The sequence below is a fragment of the Streptomyces thermoalcalitolerans genome (assembly GCF_039525155.1).
Classification (GTDB): domain Bacteria; phylum Actinomycetota; class Actinomycetes; order Streptomycetales; family Streptomycetaceae; genus Streptomyces; species Streptomyces thermovulgaris.
On record NZ_BAAAHG010000019.1, the window covers coordinates 19767 to 37031 of the forward strand.

Annotated in this window: 17 protein-coding genes and 2 riboswitches; of the genes, 10 read left to right on the plus strand and 7 right to left on the minus strand. The window is 70.0% G+C overall.

Annotation, left to right across the window (positions count from 1 at the left end):
• Positions 1 to 55 precede the first annotated feature (55 nt).
• The 4 genes from ABD224_RS13685 to ABD224_RS13700 all read left to right on the plus strand — a co-directional run bounded on the left by ABD224_RS13685 (position 56) and on the right by ABD224_RS13700 (position 3076).
• On the plus strand, positions 56 to 823 hold the full coding sequence (locus ABD224_RS13685; RefSeq protein WP_344049798.1) for an enoyl-CoA hydratase/isomerase family protein: 768 nt from the start codon (positions 56 to 58) through the stop codon (positions 821 to 823).
• Between the two features lie 310 nt (positions 824 to 1133).
• Entirely contained in the window at positions 1134 to 1634 is a 501-nt protein-coding gene (locus tag ABD224_RS13690; protein ID WP_344049799.1) for an ATP-binding protein, read from the plus strand.
• 258 nt (positions 1635 to 1892) lie between these two features.
• Positions 1893 to 2804: a helix-turn-helix domain-containing protein gene (locus tag ABD224_RS13695; protein WP_344049800.1), complete on the plus strand. Its 912-nt coding sequence runs from the start codon at positions 1893 to 1895 to the stop codon at positions 2802 to 2804.
• 59 nt (positions 2805 to 2863) lie between these two features.
• Entirely contained in the window at positions 2864 to 3076 is a 213-nt protein-coding gene (locus ABD224_RS13700; RefSeq protein WP_344049802.1) for an EF-hand domain-containing protein, read from the plus strand.
• 36 nt (positions 3077 to 3112) lie between these two features.
• Here the strand turns inward: ABD224_RS13700 and ABD224_RS13705 are convergent, their stop codons facing one another.
• Positions 3113 to 4339, minus strand: coding sequence for an RNA-guided endonuclease InsQ/TnpB family protein (locus ABD224_RS13705; protein ID WP_344049803.1), 1227 nt, complete (start codon positions 4337 to 4339; stop codon positions 3113 to 3115).
• Positions 4340 to 4367: 28 nt separating this feature from the next.
• On the opposite strand from ABD224_RS13705, the gene ABD224_RS13710 reads away from it, so the two are divergent.
• A complete protein-coding gene (locus ABD224_RS13710; RefSeq protein ID WP_344049804.1) occupies positions 4368 to 4529 on the plus strand; it encodes an Arc family DNA-binding protein in 162 nt (53 codons plus the stop codon).
• 201 nt (positions 4530 to 4730) lie between these two features.
• A complete protein-coding gene (locus tag ABD224_RS13715; protein WP_344049877.1) occupies positions 4731 to 5447 on the plus strand; it encodes an NADPH-dependent F420 reductase in 717 nt (238 codons plus the stop codon).
• A 51-nt stretch (positions 5448 to 5498) separates the two neighbouring features.
• On the opposite strand, the gene ABD224_RS13720 is transcribed toward ABD224_RS13715, so the two are convergent.
• The 6 genes from ABD224_RS13720 to gcvT form a co-directional block, all read right to left on the minus strand.
• The gene (locus ABD224_RS13720) at positions 5499 to 6056 is read right to left on the minus strand and encodes a GH25 family lysozyme (protein ID WP_344049805.1); all 558 of its coding nucleotides are present in this window, start codon (positions 6054 to 6056) and stop codon (positions 5499 to 5501) included.
• A 119-nt stretch (positions 6057 to 6175) separates the two neighbouring features.
• Positions 6176 to 7207: a phosphatidylinositol-specific phospholipase C domain-containing protein gene (locus ABD224_RS13725; protein ID WP_344049806.1), complete on the minus strand. Its 1032-nt coding sequence runs from the start codon at positions 7205 to 7207 to the stop codon at positions 6176 to 6178.
• A gap of 389 nt (positions 7208 to 7596) precedes the next feature.
• On the minus strand, positions 7597 to 8964 hold the full coding sequence (locus ABD224_RS13730; RefSeq protein WP_344049807.1) for an L-serine ammonia-lyase: 1368 nt from the start codon (positions 8962 to 8964) through the stop codon (positions 7597 to 7599).
• A 94-nt stretch (positions 8965 to 9058) separates the two neighbouring features.
• A complete protein-coding gene (gene glyA, locus ABD224_RS13735; RefSeq protein ID WP_344049808.1) occupies positions 9059 to 10333 on the minus strand; it encodes a serine hydroxymethyltransferase in 1275 nt (424 codons plus the stop codon).
• 17 nt (positions 10334 to 10350) lie between these two features.
• A complete protein-coding gene (gene gcvH / locus ABD224_RS13740; RefSeq protein WP_344049809.1) occupies positions 10351 to 10728 on the minus strand; it encodes a glycine cleavage system protein GcvH in 378 nt (125 codons plus the stop codon).
• A 112-nt stretch (positions 10729 to 10840) separates the two neighbouring features.
• A complete protein-coding gene (gcvT, locus tag ABD224_RS13745; protein ID WP_344049810.1) occupies positions 10841 to 11968 on the minus strand; it encodes a glycine cleavage system aminomethyltransferase GcvT in 1128 nt (375 codons plus the stop codon).
• Between the two features lie 42 nt (positions 11969 to 12010).
• A riboswitch (glycine riboswitch) is annotated at positions 12011 to 12124 on the minus strand.
• Positions 12125 to 12222: riboswitch (glycine riboswitch) on the minus strand.
• Positions 12223 to 12393: 171 nt separating this feature from the next.
• Here gcvT and ABD224_RS13750 point away from each other — a divergent pair.
• The 4 genes from ABD224_RS13750 to ABD224_RS13765 all read left to right on the plus strand — a co-directional run bounded on the left by ABD224_RS13750 (position 12394) and on the right by ABD224_RS13765 (position 17240).
• Positions 12394 to 13107 (plus strand): AAA family ATPase, encoded by a 714-nt coding sequence (locus tag ABD224_RS13750; RefSeq protein ID WP_344049811.1) that lies wholly within the window; start codon positions 12394 to 12396, stop codon positions 13105 to 13107.
• Between the two features lie 4 nt (positions 13108 to 13111).
• The gene (locus ABD224_RS13755; RefSeq protein ID WP_344049812.1) at positions 13112 to 13885 is read left to right on the plus strand and encodes an enhanced serine sensitivity protein SseB; all 774 of its coding nucleotides are present in this window, start codon (positions 13112 to 13114) and stop codon (positions 13883 to 13885) included.
• 401 nt (positions 13886 to 14286) lie between these two features.
• Positions 14287 to 15075 carry an enhanced serine sensitivity protein SseB C-terminal domain-containing protein gene (locus ABD224_RS13760; RefSeq protein ID WP_344049814.1) on the plus strand — a complete coding sequence of 263 codons (789 nt, stop codon included), beginning with the start codon at positions 14287 to 14289 and terminating at the stop codon, positions 15073 to 15075.
• Between the two features lie 491 nt (positions 15076 to 15566).
• Complete coding sequence (locus tag ABD224_RS13765) at positions 15567 to 17240, plus strand: ABC transporter substrate-binding protein (protein ID WP_344049815.1); 1674 nt, start codon at positions 15567 to 15569, stop codon at positions 17238 to 17240.
• Positions 17241 to 17265 lie beyond the last annotated feature (25 nt).

The following is a 17265-nucleotide window of genomic DNA, read 5'->3' on the forward strand; positions in this document are numbered from 1 at the left end:
CGGTGTGACCGACCGCACCGGGCCGGCTGCCGTTAGTCCCCGTTAACCTGCTCCCATGACCGTATCTCTCGAAGTCGCCGAGGGCGTCGGCACGCTGCGCCTGAACCGCCCGCCCCTGAACGCGCTCGACATCGCCACGCAGGACCGGCTCAAGGAGCTCGCCGAGGAGGCCACCCGCCGCGAGGACGTGCGCGCCGTGGTGATCTATGGCGGCGAGAAGGCGTTCGCGGCCGGCGCGGACATCAAGGAGATGCAGGTGATGGACCACACGGCGATGGTCCTGCGCGCCCGCGCCCTGCAGGACTCCTTCACCGCCGTGGCCCGCATCCCCAAGCCGGTGGTCGCCGCCATCACGGGCTACGCGCTCGGCGGCGGCTGCGAACTCGCGCTCTGCGCGGACTACCGCATCGCCGGGGAGAACGCCAGGCTCGGCCAGCCGGAGATCCTGCTCGGTCTCATCCCCGGCGCGGGCGGCACCCAGCGGCTGGCCCGGCTGATCGGCCCCTCCAAGGCCAAGGACCTCATCTTCACCGGCCGTCAGGTCAAGGCCGACGAAGCCCTTGCGCTGGGCCTGGTGGACCGCGTGGTGGCGCCCGACCAGGTCTACGCCGAGGCGCACGCGTGGGCCGCCAGGCTCGCCCAGGGGCCGGCGATCGCGCTGCGTGCCGCCAAGGAGTCGATCGACACCGGTCTGGAGACCGACATCGAGACCGGACTCGCCGTCGAGCGCAACTGGTTCGCCGGCCTGTTCGCCACGGAGGACCGCGAGCGCGGTATGCGCAGCTTCGTGGAGGAGGGCCCCGGCAAGGCGAAGTTCCTGTAGTTCACCCTTTCGGGGACTTGCAATTGACGTGATGTCTGATCCGGGTCCCTCGGCCGGGCGGTTTGTGGCAGCCTTGACGCAGCCTTGAACGCGTCTCGTCGAGGGAGCCGGTCGATTGCCGCCAGCCGACCCGTCTGGTCCGTCTGATCCGTTCGATTCGTTCGATCCGTCCGCGCAGGTCAGCCGGGACGTTCCGGGGGCTGAGGATCCGTCGGCATATGCCGCGCGAAAGATGCACCCCAGGGGCGCCCAGGGGGCGTATTCGCCCATAACCGTCCCGGAAGAGGCCGAGGACGGCCATCATGGGGGCATGGCGGGGCTGGAGAACGTCGAACAGCCGCGGGCGCAGTCACGCACGACCGCGGCGCGCTGGTCGCCCGCGGTCGAGGACGAACGCGCGCAGAAGGCGCTGGAGTTATACGGCAATCCGGCGGAGGAAGAGGTTCCGCTGCCGTCCCTCCCCGAGTCCGCCGCCCTCGCCCGCCGCCTCGCCCAGGTCGTCGTCCTGCGGTGGGGACTGTCGCCCAAGATGGTCGAGGACACCGTCCTGCTCGTCTCCGAACTCGTGGGCAACGCCGTACGGCACACCGGCGCCCGGACCTTCGTGCTGCGGATGCGCCGCCGCCGCGGCTGGATCCGTGTCGAGGTCCGCGACCCCTCCCGCGGGCTGCCGTGCCTGATGCCGGTACAGGAGCTGGACGTCAGCGGCCGCGGTCTGTTCCTCGTCGACAAGCTGTCCGACCGCTGGGGAGTCGACCTGCTGCCACGCGGCAAGACGACATGGTTCGAGATGCGCGTCGCCGACCGCTGACAGGCCCTCGCCCCATCCGGCCGGTGCACCTCGGCGCTCCCCGGCGTCCCCGCGGGTGAATCACCCGTTTTCCCGCCCCGCGCCCCTTCGAGCGGTACGGGTGACCACGACCGGCCACCCCGGCGCGATGCCCGCGGGACATGAGGGTCCCGGCCGACGGCGAGGCGCTGTGGCGGTCGGACCGCACGGGCGTCCTCCCCCGGCCGCGGGAGTCCTCGGGTTGAGTCTCCACCCACTGGAGGCCCCAGACTCGCCCCCATGACGGAAGACGGCACCGGACTCCTCACGATCGGCGAACTGGCCCGGGCCACCGGACTGACCGTGCGGACCATCCGCTACTGGTCCGACGAGGGCGCCCTGCCCCCGGTGACCCGCTCCCCGGGCGGTTACCGCCTCTACGACACCGCGTCCGTGGCCCGCCTGGAGCTGATCCGCACCCTGCGTGAACTGGGCCTCGGCCTCGACGACGTGCGCCGGGTGCTGGCGGGGGAGCGGACGGTCGCGGAGGTCGCGGCCGCGCACGTGGCGGCGCTGGACGCGCAGATCGCCTCGCTGAAGGTGACCCGTGCGGTGCTGTCGATCGTGGCGCGGCGCGGTTCGAGCGCGGAGGAGACGACACTGATGAACAGACTGGCACGGCTGTCGGCGACCGAGCGGCAGCGGATCGTGGACGAGTTCGTGGACGAGATCTTCCATGGGCTCGACACGGCGGACCCCTGGATCCGGGAGCGGACGCGGAGCATCGGTGTGAGCCTGCCGGACGATCCCACTCCCGAGCAGGTCGACGCCTGGGTGGAACTGGTGGAACTGCTGCAGGACCCGGACTTCCGGGCCGCGATGCGCAGGATGATCGAGTACAACGCCGCCGACCGCGGTCCGGACACCCCAGCCGGCGCCTCGAAGTGGTTCTTCCGGCGGCTCGTCGAACTGGTCGGGGACGCACGGGCACGGGGTGTGGCGCCCGACGATCCCGAGGCGGACGCCGTACTGACGGAGCTGCTGGGCGCGGACGCCGACCGGGCGGCCGTCCTGCGCCGCATCGACCTGGGCCAGGAGGTCGCCCGCTACCGGGAGCTGGTGTCCGCCGTCAGGGGGGAGCCGGAGCCCCCGAGGCATCAGGAGGAGTTCGGCTGGGTGGTTGCGGCACTGAAGGCCTGGCCGGGCCGTTAATCTGACCTGCGTCAGTACGACAGCAAGACAGAACAACGCACTGCACAAGGGGCGGATCGGTGGCGGACATCGAGGAAGCACGCAAGGAGTTCCAGCGGATCGATGCGGACGGTGACGGATTCATCACCGCCGCCGAGTTCAAGTCCGCCCTGGCCCAGGGGGGCGACTGGAACGTCACCGAAGCGGTGGCGGAGGCGATCATCAAAACCCGCGACCTGAACGGTGACAAGGTCCTGTCCTTCGACGAATTCTGGTCCTACCTGAACAATTGACATCCTCCCCCGCCTGAAGGGCGGGGGATTCCTGGCTCAGGCTGCCTCCGGGAGCAGCGCTCCCGGAGGTCTTGCGCCTTCAGCACCAGCCGGGGTGAGACCAGCCCGGACCAGCATCACGCGTGCGGAGTTCTTGTCCCTGGGGGAGACGAGGCCGCACGCGGTGCAGGTGTAGGTACGTTCCGACAGAGGAAGTGCGTGCTTGGTTCTCGCTCCGCACGATGCGCAGTCCATGGTGGTGTGCGCGGGGTGCACGAGACGGATGTCCCGCCCGTGCTTGCGGCTCATCTCGATCAGGGCCGTCCTGGTGGCGGCGATCGCGGCGTCGGCCGCCTTGCGGGCCATGGTGGTCTTCGCGAGGAACTTCGGGCGGAAGTCCTCGACAGCGATCGCGTCGTGGTCGGTCACGACGCGCCTGGCCCATTTGCGGGCGGTGTCCTGCCGCTGCCGGGCGACCTTCTTGTGCAGCTTCGCCGCCTGCCGTCTGGCGTGCTGGTATCCCCTGCTTTCGGGCTTGCCCTTCGCAGGCTTGCGGCGGGCCATCATCCGCTGGTAGCGGGCCAGTTTCCGCGCGGCCGTCTTCCCGTGCTGCGGGTGGGGCAGGTCGTGGGCGTCGGATGTGATGGTGGCGATCTTTTTGACACCCCAGTCCACGCCGAGCACCCGCCCGGTGGCGGGAAGCGGCTGGACCTCGGCGGCGACGACGAACGAGGCGTACCAGTGCCCCAGGCTGTCTTGGTACACGCGCACCGACGACGGCGCGGACGGCAGGTTCCGGGACCGCACCACGGTCAGGGCGATGCCGCCCGCCAGGTGCAGGCGGCCGTCCTTGAGCCGGAAGCCCCGCCGGGTGTAGTTCAGCGTCGGCAGCGCTTTTCGCTTCTTCTTCCACTTCGGTAGGCCCGTGCGCTGCCTTGCCGGCAGTCGCTTCTCGATGTCCTTGAGCGCCTTGGTGCGCGCCTTGGCGAAGCCGCGGATGGTCTGCTGCTGCGGCACCGATGCACCGTCACGCAGCCACGGCGTGCGGGCGCGGGCTTCGGTCAGCATCTTGTCGAGCTGTGCCGGGCCGCACGTCAGCCTCTCGTTCGGGTGTGCCCGGTTGTGGGCGTGCACCTGCCGGGACGTGGCGACGCATTCGTTCCACACCCACCGGCAGCGGTCCCACTCCGCGAGCAGCAGACGCAGCGCGGTCGACGACACACGGAGCCGGTAGGTGTACCGGGCGCGCCCCGTACCCTCCGCGCTGTCCTGTCGTGCCGTCATGACAGCATTTTGCCACTACGGTTGAGGTATGGATCGCAAAGAAGTGCGCATCACGCTCCGCCTGCCTGCGGATCTTCACGCCTGGCTCGTCGCCGTCGCCAAGCGCAACCGGCGGTCCCTCAACTCCGAGATCGTCCACCGGCTTGAGACCGGGCGCGGCAACGTCCCGGCAGACGACCAATCGCCCTGACGGCGATCGCTCTTTCCCCGCCCTGCTCCGCAGGGGTCCGATTCCTGCCCGGCCCGAAGGCCGGGGCATCCTCGGAAGGAACTGGTGACGCGGACAGCAGGGCGCCCGGCGGCCGTGACCGGGCGCCCCGCCCGTATCCGCTCCCGCGTCTCACCCGCTCGGCGCAGCCCCGGAATAGTTCACCCGCCACCGGGGTTGCACATCGTTGTCAGAGCTCCACGCGACAGCGACCCCGGAAGGGCGAGGCGAGCGGACATGAAGATCGGCATCATCGGCGCGGGGAACATCGGGGGCAATCTGACCCGGCGGTTCACCGCCGCGGGCCATGACGTCTCCGTCGCCAATTCACGGGGGCCGCACACTCTCACCGCGCTGGCCGAGGAGACCGGCGCGACACCCGTACGTGCCGAGGAGGCGGCGCGCGACGCCGAGGTGGTCGTGGTCACCGTCCCCCTGAAGGCGGTACCGGACCTGCCGGCCGGGCTGCTCGACGGGGCGGCCGAGGACGTGGCGGTGATCGACACCGGCAACTACTACCCGCGGGAGCGGGACGGCAGGATCGCGGCGATCGAGGACGAGGGGCTCACCGAGAGCCGCTGGACCGAGCGGCAGATCGGCCACCCGGTGGTCAAGGCGTTCAACGGCACCTACGCCCGGGACCTCCTCGAACGCCCTCGCCCGGCCGGCGACCCCGGACGCATGGCGCTCCCGGTGGCCGGGGACGACCAGGCGGCCAAGGCGAAGGTCAGGCGGCTCATCGACGAGATCGGCTTCGACGCGGTGGACGCCGGCGGCATCGACGACTCCTGGCGTCAGCAGCCCGGCACTCCGGTGTACGGGATGCGCGGAGGCGTCGACGCCGTCGTCAAGGCCCTGGGGGAGGCGTCTCCCGAACGCCCGGCGGACTTCCGGGGATAGACGCACGGACCACGGGCCCCTGACCCTGACTGTGGGCTCCTGACCTCGGGTTCAGGAGCCCGTCGCCCAGGCCTTGAGCGCCGCCTTGCTGCTGAAGTTCGCCACGTTCTTGTCGAGCGGATTGTCGGTGTACTGGTGGAAGAGCCACTTGGCCTTGATGCGGGGGTGTCCGGCGGTGACGTAGTCCGCGATCCACAGGCCGTCGCCCGCGTAGGAGGTGGTGTCGATGGTGAGCCAGAAGTGGCGGTTGGCGTAGAGGATCACCCGGTTGTTGGGGCGGAGGGCCTTGACCTTGCGGATGAACTGGTCCTTCTCCGCGTTGCTGGCGTGGGTGCCCTCGCCTGTCGTCTCCCAGTCGACGGCGAGGATGTCGCCCGCCTTCTCCGGGGCGTGGGAGACGAAGTACTCCGCCTGGGCCGTGATGTTGCCCGGCCACAGGAAGTGGTAGAAGCCGACGACCAGACCGGCGTCGCGTCCGTGCTTGGTCTGGGCGTTGAGCTTGGGGTTGACGTACGAGCGGCCCTCCGTCGCCTTGATGAAGACGAAGGAGAGGCCGCTCGTGCTGTAGGTGGAGGACTGATAGGCGCTCACATCGATGCCGTGCAGCATGGGGTGTACTCCCTGAAGAGCTGTGGGGGGAAGGAGTAGTCGGTAGGGTTCTGCCCCGCCCTTCCCCTGTACGACCCTTTCGGGAGGTTCGAATATCAGTCCCTGTCCCTCGTCGGGCGTCAGCCCCGGTCGACCACCGAGCCCAGGACGGCGGGCGATTTCGCCGACCAGTCCGAGGTGATGATGCTGGCGTGCTTCTGGGCCAGGAGGGACAGCCGGGCGGCCACCTCCGCGTCCGTGGGGTTGGTCGAGGAGATCGGCGGTGAGACACCGGCCGCCCCCGTGGCGATCAGGATGTAGTGGTTCGCCGCGTAGAAGGACGTGTCGTAGCCCTTGTTGACGTAGGTCGCCGCGTCCCCGTCGAAGAACACGAACCAGGGGCGGATCGAGGCGTCGTAGCGGCTGGTGCGCGGGTCGCCGGCCGCCGCGCCGAGGACGGCGGGGAAGGCCTGGGCCGTGGCGATGTTCCCGGCGGCGTACAGATCGCGCAGATGGTCGCCGTACTCCTGGTCGGTCCAGTAGTGGTCGAAGGGGTTGGCCTGCTCCAGCGTGCCCGGGATCAGCTCGAAGATGACCTTGCCGGTCAGCTCGTCCCGGGACGGCCAGGCCCCGGCCTTCGCAGCCGCGTCCAGTGTCGGATATGTGCCGCCCAGCAGGTCGGAGGGCTTGTAGACCATGTCGCCGAGCTTCTGCCGCACCAGCGTGTCGAACTCGTCGGGCCCCATGCCGATGGTGTTGTTGAAGCCGTTCTTCATCTCCACCTTGAAGACGATCGGCCGGTGGTCCGGGTGCAGCTGGTGCCAGGCGGCGATGTTGTCCAGGCAGCTGCCGAAGTCCTGGTTGCGGCCCTTGCTGTACAGCTCGCCGGGCGTCTTCGCGGCCTCGCAGTTGTTGTCGTTGCCCAGCGGGTTGCTGTGGCTGACCCGCCAGCGCCGGGTCAGGGGATCGGTGTAGATGTCGATCTCGAGCAGTGAGGCGCCGGAGTCCAGCGCCTGCGCGAAGTAGGCGTAGGTCGACTTCTCGTACGCGTTGTGCACCCCGATCGACGTCGTCTCGGAGAACTTCGGCGATGCCGCCCCGGCGTGGCCCGGCAGCACCCACAGCAATGCGGCGGCACCCAGCAGCGCCGCCGCACGTCTTGCCCTGCCCATACAACAACTCCCCTTTGCTGTCGCTGAGTTGAGCGGCAGCGTAGGAGAGAAGGGTTACCGAACGGTAGTCCCTCAAGGAACAAGGGCCGCACAGAGAGAGGTATGACACAGTGTCAGCAGCAGCCTCCGGCGTCACGGGACCGTCGGCGGCCTCGGCGGCCCATGGTGGCAGGAGGGCAGGGGGTGGCCCTTCCGTGCATGACGGCCGACAGGGCAGGGACGGACCGGACCGGCCACGGACTGGTCGTCCATGGACTCATGGACGGTTTGACCGTCCACAAGAAGAACCCCGGCCCCGCGCACGGAGCCGGGGCCGGGGCTGCGGGCCGGGCCTGCCGCTCGGCCGCCGTTTCCTCACCGCGGCCGGGCGGGCCCTGCCGAAGGCCCGGTCAGCACTCGATGATGTTGACCGCCAGTCCGCCCCGGGCCGTCTCCTTGTACTTCACGGACATGTCGGCGCCGGTCTCCTTCATCGTCTTGATGACCTTGTCCAGGGAGACCTTGTGGCTGCCGTCGCCGCGCAGGGCCATGCGGGCGGCGGTGACGGCCTTGACGGCGGCCATGCCGTTGCGCTCGATGCAGGGGATCTGGACGAGGCCGCCCACGGGGTCGCAGGTGAGGCCGAGGTTGTGCTCCATGCCGATCTCGGCGGCGTTCTCCACCTGCTCGGGGGTGCCGCCCAGGACCTCGGCGAGGGCGCCCGCCGCCATCGAGCAGGCCGAGCCGACCTCGCCCTGGCAGCCGACCTCGGCGCCGGAGATGGAGGCGTTCTCCTTGAAGAGCATGCCGATCGCTCCCGCGGCGAGCAGGAAGCGGACCACGCCGTCCTCGTCGGCGCCGGGGATGAAGTTCATGTAGTAGTGCAGGACCGCCGGGATGATGCCGGCCGCGCCGTTGGTCGGGGCGGTGACCACCCGTCCGCCGGCCGCGTTCTCCTCGTTGACCGCCATCGCGTAGAGGGTGATCCACTCCATGGCGCGGCTCGCCGGGTCGCCCTCGGCCCGCAGCTGGCGGGCGGTGACGGCCGCGCGGCGGCGCACCTTCAGACCGCCCGGCAGGATGCCCTCGCGGCTCATGCCCCGCGCGACGCACTCCCGCATCACCCGCCAGATCTCCAGCAGGCCCTCGCGCACCTCCTCCTCGGTGCGCCAGGCCCGCTCGTTCTCCAGCATCAGCGACGAGATCGACAGGCCCGTCTCCCGCGTCAGGCGCAGCAGTTCGTCGCCCGTGCGGAAGGGGTACTTCAGCACCGTGTCGTCCAGCTTGATGCGGTCCGCGCCCACCGCCTCCTCGTCCACGATGAAGCCGCCGCCCACCGAGTAGTACGTCCTGGTCAGCAGCTCGGCGCCCGAGGCGTCGTACGCCCACAGGGTCATGCCGTTGGCGTGATAGGGCAGCGTTTTGCGGCGGTGCAGGACCAGGTCGTCGTCGAAGGAGAACGCGATCTCGTGCTCGCCGAGAAGGCGCAGACGGCCCGAGGTCCTCACCTTCTCGACCCTCTCGTCCGCCGTCTCCACGTCCACCGTCCGCGGGGACTCGCCCTCCAGGCCCAGCAGCACCGCCTTGGGCGTGCCGTGGCCGTGGCCGGTGGCGCCGAGGGAGCCGTACAGCTCCGTGCGGACGGAGGCGGTCCGCTCCAGCAGGCCCTCGTTGCGCAGCCTGCGCGCGAACATCCGGGCGGCCCGCATCGGGCCGACCGTGTGGGAGCTGGACGGGCCGATGCCGATCGAGAACAGGTCGAAGACCGAGATGGCCACGGTGCCTCCTCAGTGCGGGGTGGTGCAGAAGCGGGCGGGCGCCGCGCGCGGGGCGGGGTCTCCGGTTCCGCGCGCGGCGCCGCCGGAAGGGGGCTTACGAGTGCAGCCCCGGGTAGAGCGGGTGCTTGTCGGCCAGGGCCTTCACCCGGGCCTTGAGGGCATCGGCGTCGTACGACGGCTTCAGCGCCTCGGCGATCACGTCCGCCACCTCGGTGAAGTCCTCGGCCGTGAAGCCGCGGGTCGCCAGGGCCGGCGTGCCGATCCTGAGGCCCGAGGTGACCATCGGCGGACGCGGGTCGTTCGGGATCGCGTTGCGGTTGACCGTGATCCCGATCCCGTGGAGCCGGTCCTCGGCCTGCCGGCCGTCCAGCTCGGAGTCGCGCAGGTCCACCAGGACCAGGTGCACGTCCGTGCCGCCGGTCAGCACGTCCACGCCGGCCGCCTTCACATCGTCTCGCACCAGACGCTCGGCCAGGATGCGGGCGCCCTCCAGGGTGCGGCGCTGGCGCTCCTTGAACTCCTCGCTCGCCGCGATCTTGAAGGCCACCGCCTTGGCGGCGATCACATGCTCCAGCGGACCGCCCTGCTGACCGGGGAAGACCGCGGAGTTGATCTTCTTGGCCAGCTCGGCCGTCGACAGGATCACCCCACCGCGCGGGCCGCCCAGCGTCTTGTGGGTGGTGGTGGTGACCACATGCGCGTGCGGCACCGGGTTCGGGTGCAGACCCGCGGCGACCAGGCCGGCGAAGTGCGCCATGTCGACCATGAGGTAGGCGCCGACCTCGTCCGCGATCCGGCGGAACGCGGCGAAGTCCAGCTGCCGCGGATAGGCCGACCAGCCGGCCACGATCAGCTTCGGCCGGGACTCCTTGGCCAGCCTCTCCACCTCGGCCATGTCGACCAGGCCGTCCTCGCCCACGTGGTAGGCGACGACCTCGTAGAGCCTGCCGGAGAAGTTGATCCTCATGCCGTGGGTCAGGTGCCCGCCGTGCGCGAGGTCCAGGCCCATGATCCTGTCGCCCGGCTCGAGCAGCGAGAACATCACGGCCGCGTTCGCCTGGGCACCGGAGTGCGGCTGCACATTGGCGTGCTCGGCGCCGAACAGCGCCTTGACGCGGTCGATGGCGATCTGCTCGACCACGTCGACGTGCTCGCAGCCGCCGTAGTAGCGGCGGCCCGGATAGCCCTCGGCGTACTTGTTGGTGAGGACCGAGCCCTGGGCCTCCATGACCGCCACCGGGGCGAAGTTCTCCGAGGCGATCATCTCGAGGGTGGACTGCTGGCGGTGCAGTTCGGCGTCGACCGCGGCGGCCACGTCCGGGTCGAGCTCGTGCAGGGGCGTGTCGAGAACGGTCTTCCGCTCGGTCATGCGCGTCGTCCCGTTTCTCAGCCGGCCGTGTGGGCGGCGTACTCGTCGGCGGAGAGCAGGTCGTCCGGCTCGCTCGTGACGCGCACCTTGAACAGCCAGCCGCCCTCGAACGGAGCCGAGTTCACCAGCGACGGGTCGTTCACCACGTCCTCGTTGATCTCGGTGACCTCACCGCTGACCGGGGCGTACAGGTCGGACACCGACTTGGTGGACTCCAGCTCGCCGCAGGCCTCGCCCGCGGTCACCGTGGAGCCGACCTCCGGGAGCTGGGCGTAGACGACGTCGCCGAGCGCGTTGGCCGCGAACTCGGTGATGCCGACCGTGGCGATGCCGTCCTCGGCGGGCGACACCCACTCGTGCTCCTTGCTGTAGCGCAGCTGCTCAGGGTTGCTCATGGCCTGATTCCTCCTGTACGCGGGGGGTGCTGATGGCTGAGGGAAGGGAAAAGGTGCCTGTGATCAGGGGTGACGTGGCCCGCCCCGGGGCCGGCCGGCCGCCGCGCCGGTGTCACTTCTGCCGCTTGTAGAAGGGCAGCGCCACCACCTCGTACGGCTCGTGACTGCCCCGGATGTCCACCGCGACACCCGTCGTGCCCGGCGTGGCGTACGCGGCGTCGACGTAGGCCATCGCGATCGGCTTGCCCAGGGTGGGGGAGGGGGCACCGGAGGTGACCTCGCCGATCACCTTTCCGTCCGCGACGACCGCGTAGCCGGCGCGCGGGACCCGGCGGCCCTGGGCGACCAGGCCGACGAGCACCCGGGACGGCTCGGCGGCCACCCGCTCGGCGGCGGCCAGCAGGGCCTCGCGGCCCACGAAGTCGCCCTCCTTGTCGAACTTGACCACCCGGCCGAACCCCGCGTCGAACGGGGTCAGCGCCGTCGACAGCTCGTTGCCGTACAGCGGCATGCCCGCCTCCAGGCGCAGCGTGTCGCGGCAGGACAGGCCGCAGGGCACCAGACCGGCCGGGGCGCCGGCCTCGGTGAGCGCCTGCCACAGCCGCTCCGCGTCGCCCGGGGCCACGAACAGCTCGAAGCCGTCCTCGCCGGTGTACCCGGTGCGGGCGATCAGCGCGGGGACGCCCGCGACGGTGCCGGACAGAACGGCGTAGTACTTCAGTCCGTCCAGGTCGGCGTCGGTGAGGGGCTTGAGGACGGCGAGGGCCTCGGGCCCCTGGACGGCGAGCAGCGCGTAGCCGTCCCGGTCGTCACGGACCTCGGCGTCGAAGCCGGCCGCCCGCTCGGTGAGCGCGTCGAGCACCGCCTGGGCGTTGGAGGCGTTGGCGACGACCAGGTACTCGCTCTCGCCCGTCCGGTAGACGATCAGGTCGTCCAGGATGCCGCCGTCGGCCCGGCAGATCATGGTGTAGCGGGCACGGCCCGGGCCCACGGTGGCGATGTTGCCGACCAGGGCGTAGTTCAGCAGCGCGGCGGCCTGCGGTCCGGTGACGGTGATCTCGCCCATGTGGGAGAGGTCGAACAGACCGGCCCTGGTGCGCACGGCGAGGTGCTCCTCGCGCTCGGAGCCGTAGCGCAGGGGCATCTCCCAGCCGGCGAAGTCGGTCATGGTCGCGCCGAGCGAGCGGTGCAGCGCGTCGAGCGGGGTACGGCGGAGTCGAGGGGCGTCGGTACTGCTCATCGGTCGGTCTCCAGGACAGAAAGGACGAGGACGGGTCTGCTGTCCTCCCCATCTGTCATCGGAACCTGAGAGGTTCGCCGCGACCGCCGTCGGGCGGACGGCCACGGCTTGCACCTTGGGTGGGGCCGCCGTCGGCGGCCCGCTTTTCAGATGTGCCTCGCCCGCGCGGTAACGGGGCCTGAGAGATTCAAGGGAGGGACTTGCTCCTTCGGCGCCCCGGCGAACGCGGCCGGGGACTCTCCCGCGCGGATTCAAACGGCCGATATGCAGTTGAGGCGCCCATCATTGCACGACCGGCGCGTTCGCGGCAGGACCGTACCTGTGACCGGCCCGTGGCAGTACGTACACGGAATCGCGGAACACCGTCCATTACCTTCTCTTTACGTTCGGTGGGAAGGTGCATTCCTGACCAACCGGGGAGGATGATGACGGTGAACAGGCCCAGGCCACAGGCGACGTCCCAGTCCTCCGCGCTGCCCCTTCCGCTGTCCGGGCCGGCTCCCGTCCGGCCGCGGCGGCTCGGGGCCGCCGTCCGGGACCTGCGGGGAGAGAACGGGCCGCACGAGCTGTGCTTCGGGCCGTACGACCTGGTCGTGGTGACCGGCCTGCCCGGCGGCGGCAAGTCCACGCTGATGCGCCGTGCGGTGCGCGGGGGCCTGCGGATCGACTCCCAGGACACCCGCGACCGCTGGGACGCCCGCCTGGCGCCGTACCTGCCCTACGTCCTCTACCGCCCTCTGGTCCGCCTCGCCCACTACGCCGGACTGCGCGGCGCCCTGCGCTCCGGCGCCCCGGTCGTGGTCCACGACTGCGGCACCCAGCCCTGGGTGCGCGCCTGGCTGGCCCGTACCGCCCGCCGCCGCGGCGCCGCCCTGCACCTGATCCTGCTGGACGTCGCCCCCGGCACCGCGCTGGCGGGCCAGCGGGAACGCGGCCGGGGGGTCTCCCCGTACGCCTTCCGGCGTCACTGCCGGGCGGCGGCCCGTCTGCTGCGCGTCCTGCGGCGGGGGGAGCTGCCGAGGGGCTGCGACTCGGCGGTCCTGCTGGACCGCGAGGCCGCGGCGGCACTGCGGCGGGTCGAGTTCGCTCCCGTACCGGATAACCTTCCGGTCACAGCAGTGGTTTCCAGCAGGCGGTAGGTAGATGGATTTCCCGGCACAGGCACATCTCCAGCCCCACCCGCACGGCGGTTGGCCCGGCAACGAACTGGAGGAGGTGCTGTCGGCCTCCCTCGGCGTCCCGTCGGCCGTCGGCCGGATCATCGAGGTCCTCAGCCGCAGCTTCCTCTGGGTCCCCCTGCCCAATGGCGGGGGCCCGAACAGCGGTCCGCTCGACCTGCCCGCGATGGAGCTCGACGGCCAGGCGTATGTGCCGGTCTTCAGCTCCGAGGAGCAGTTCCGTCAGGTCGTCGGCTCCCACATGGCGTACACCATCGCGCCCGCCGTCGAGTTCGCGCGCGGACTGCCCCCGCAGGCCGGCATCGCCATCAACCCGGAGGGCGTGGTCGGCGTCCCGCTGCCGCCGCCGGCCGTGGCCGAGCTGTGCCGGGCGGGACGCACCCCGCTGGACGGCCCGGAGACCGGCGGCCGCGTCCGCCTCTTCGAGCCCGACTGGCAGGACGACCCGATGGACTTCCTCTCCGCCGCCTCCGCCGAGTTCGCGGCGATCGGCGTGGTCCGCACCGCCCGGCGCTGTCTGGCCGCCATCGAGACGGCCGACCCGGTCATGTTCATCGGTGTCGAGCTGTCCCACCTCGAGGGCGACCTGCTGACCCGCCCCCTGGAGGCCCTGGGCCGTGCCCTGGCCGCCTCCCCGGTCCGGTGGCCGGTCAACCTGGTCCTTCTGGACGTGGCCCAGGACCCGGTGACCGACTGGATGAGGGAAAAGATCCGGCCGTTCTACCGGCACGACCACTGAGGACACCGCCGCATGGGCACAAGCGTCCCACGGTGGCAAAAACGGCAACGGGTACCGAGTTCGCAGGCGGCCTTAAGCTAGTGCTGCGACCGAAAAGGTTCACCGGCTCGCGACGCCCGGCACGGCGCCTCGTCGTGCCGCCGCACCGCCCGCGTACCCCCCGGTACGCGGGAGCTGCCTCGCCCCGCGGCGCTCCCCGCCGTTACGAAGGGCGTGGAAGACGGTGCGGCACCGGACGCCGCGAGCGCCCCGGCGTACCTTTCCGGTCGCCGCGGCGTGTTCCTGAAAGCCCCGTCCGCATCGTCGGACATCCCGGGCGTCTCCGGGCGGGACTTCGGGGAGCACGCCCTGGTACACAGGGTGTCGAAGGGGCTCGTGGAGGGGCGGTACAGAAGGTGAGCGTGAGCGCCAGCGGCACGGCGGCCGTGCAGGTCGAGCAGGCGCTGCGCCAGGTGACGCCGGGGCGTTACGACGCCTACGAGGTGTTGCTGCGCGCACTGGCGACGCCGTCCTCCGGCCGGGTCTGGATGCTGCTGTGGCACGGCCAGGCGGGTTCCCCCGACGCCCAGTACGGGCGCATGGAGGTCGACGGCCACGGCTACGCGCCCTGCGTGACGTCCGCTCAGGAGCTGTCGGCCAGCGGCTGGATGCGGTCGTACGAGGTGGTGGACGGCCTCGAGGTGGCCCGCATCCTCTACCGCGAGCACTACGGCCTCTGGCTGAACCCGCACGCTCCGGGCGGCGGCGTCGGCATCCCCTGGCTCGATCTGCGCCGTATCGCCACCGGCCTGGACCGCCAGCCCGCGGGGCCGCTCAGACTGTCCGAGCCGACCGTCGAGGTCCCGCAGTTCTACGCCCTGCTCACCCAGAACGCCCACCGCACCCCGGCGGTCCGCTCGCTGCGCCGCGCCTGGGTGCAGCCCGCGCTCGGAGAACCGTACCTGGCCATCGGCCTGGACGTGTACGACACCTCGCCGGCCGCCGTCGACTCGGTGCGCGCGATGATGCAGCAGTCCGTCAGCGCCGTCCCCGACGGGCTGCCGGTGTCGACCGTGGCGATGTCCGACGAGTACGACCCGGTCGCGATGTGGCTGCGCGCCAACTCCCGCCCCTTCTACGACCGCGAGGCGCACGGTGCCGTACCGCCCGCCGCCTCGGGCTACGGCTACCCGCCCGTGTACCGGCACTGACCGGGACGGAACCGGTACCGGCACTGACCGGGACGGATACCGGCGCTGACCGGGGCAGACCCTCGAAAGGCCCGGTGCGGTCGACCGCACCGGGCCTTCGCATGTGATCACGCAGCGTCACCGCTTGTCCAGCATATGGACATCTGACCGGTGCTGGGCTTTCTTCACAACTCATCGCTGATGTCACGTCGGATTTTCGGCCGTGCCGGCGGTCGTGCGCGCTCAGCTACACCTTGCTAACCGCCTGTCACCTGCGGTTTTGCCGTTTCTACACACCATCTGACGGTTTCTCGGAGGCTCCTGAGGGGGCGTCTTGTGTATCGATTGGATCAACTTCTTGTGAAGGGACGCCTGAACTGCCCCCTTATGTCAAGTGTCCAGATCTCAGGTAGGTATCACCGGTATCCGGACCGTTCCTGACTCCCTGCGAACGTCTGTAGTGTTCAGCGAGTCAAGATGCATCCACATAGCGGACCCGGAGTGGCCCCAGAATGCGCATATTCAAGCCCCGAGCCGCTCGGGCGATCACGGCCGTAGTCGCGGTCAGTCTGATCGCCGCGGGCTGCACCAGCAAGCGGGACAGCGGCAACAAGAGCGGCGACAGAAAGGACACCTTCGTCTTCGCCGGTGCGGGCGACCCGGGCTCCCTGGATCCTGCCCTCGCGAGCGACGGCGAAACCTTCCGTGTGACGCGCCAGGCGTTCGAGGCCCTCCTCGAGCACGAGCCGGGCGGCACCAAGCTGGTCGGCGGTCTCGCCGAGACCTGGTCGAGCAACGACAAGGGCACCGTCTGGACCTTCAACCTCCGCAAGGGCGTGAAGTTCCACGACGGCGAGAAGCTCAACGCCAAGGCGGTCTGCGCCAACTACGACCACTGGTTCCACTGGAAGGGCACCTACCAGTCCAGCGCGGTCTCCTACTACTGGCAGACCATCATGGGCGGCTTCGCGAAGAACGAGGACAAGGAGACGCCCGAGCCGAACTACAAGTCCTGCACCGCGAAGGACGAGTACACCGTCGTCATCGAGGTCAAGAAGCCCTCCGCCAACCTCCCCGGCGGCTTCTCCCTCAACTCCCTGGCGATCCACTCGCCCAAGGCCATCAAGGAGTACGAGAAGCAGGAGGCGACCGCCAAGGGCGACGCCATCACGTACCCCAAGTACAGCCAGGAGGCCGGCGTGGTCGCCGGCACCGGCCCGTACAAGATCGTCAAGTGGAACAAGGGCAACAAGGAAGTCGTCCTCGAGCGCTTCGACGACTACTGGGGCGAGAAGGCCAAGATCAAGAAGCTGATCTTCCGCACCATCGACACCGAGGAGGGCCGCCGCCAGGCGCTCCAGGCCGGTGACATCGACGGCTACGACCTCGTCGCCCCGGCCGACGTCAAGACCCTCAAGGACCAGGGCTACGTCGTCCCGACGCGTGACGTCTTCAACCTCTTCTACCTCGGCATGAGCCAGGGGGCCAACAAGGCCCTGAAGAAGAAGGAAGTCCGCCAGGCCATCGCGCACGCCATCGACCGCGAGAACCTGGTCAAGACCCAGCTGCCCGAGGGCGGCAAGGTCGCCGACCAGTTCATGCCGGACACGGTCGCGGGCTACTCCAAGAACGTCAAGCAGTACCCGCACGACACCGCCAAGGCCAAGGAGCTGCTGAAGAAGGCCGGCGAGGAGAAGCTCGAGATCGAGTTCTGCTACCCGACCGAGGTCACCCGCCCGTACATGCCTGCCCCGCAGGACATCTTCGAGCTGCTGAAGGCCGACCTGGAGAAGGCCGGCATCAAGGTCAAGCCCAAGCCCATGAAGTGGGCCCCGGACTACCTCGACGCCACCGAGTCGGGCTCCTGCGCCCTGCACATGCTGGGCTGGACCGGCGACTTCAACGACGGCTACAACTTCATCGGCACCTGGTTCTCCGGCTACAACAAGCAGTGGGGTTTCAAGGACAAGAAGGTCTTTGACGCCGTCAACGCCGGATCCAAGATGGGCAAGCTCGAGGACCGCATCGCCGCCTACGAGAAGGCCAACGAGGTCATCATGGACTACCTGCCGGGTGTGCCGCTCTCGTCCTCGCCGCCGGCGATCGCCTTCGGCAAGAACGTCAACCCGCCCAAGGTCTCCCCGCTGACGCAGGAGATCTTCGCCGAGGCCTCCTTCAAGAAGTAAGCGAGCACGCGGCAGAAAACCGCAA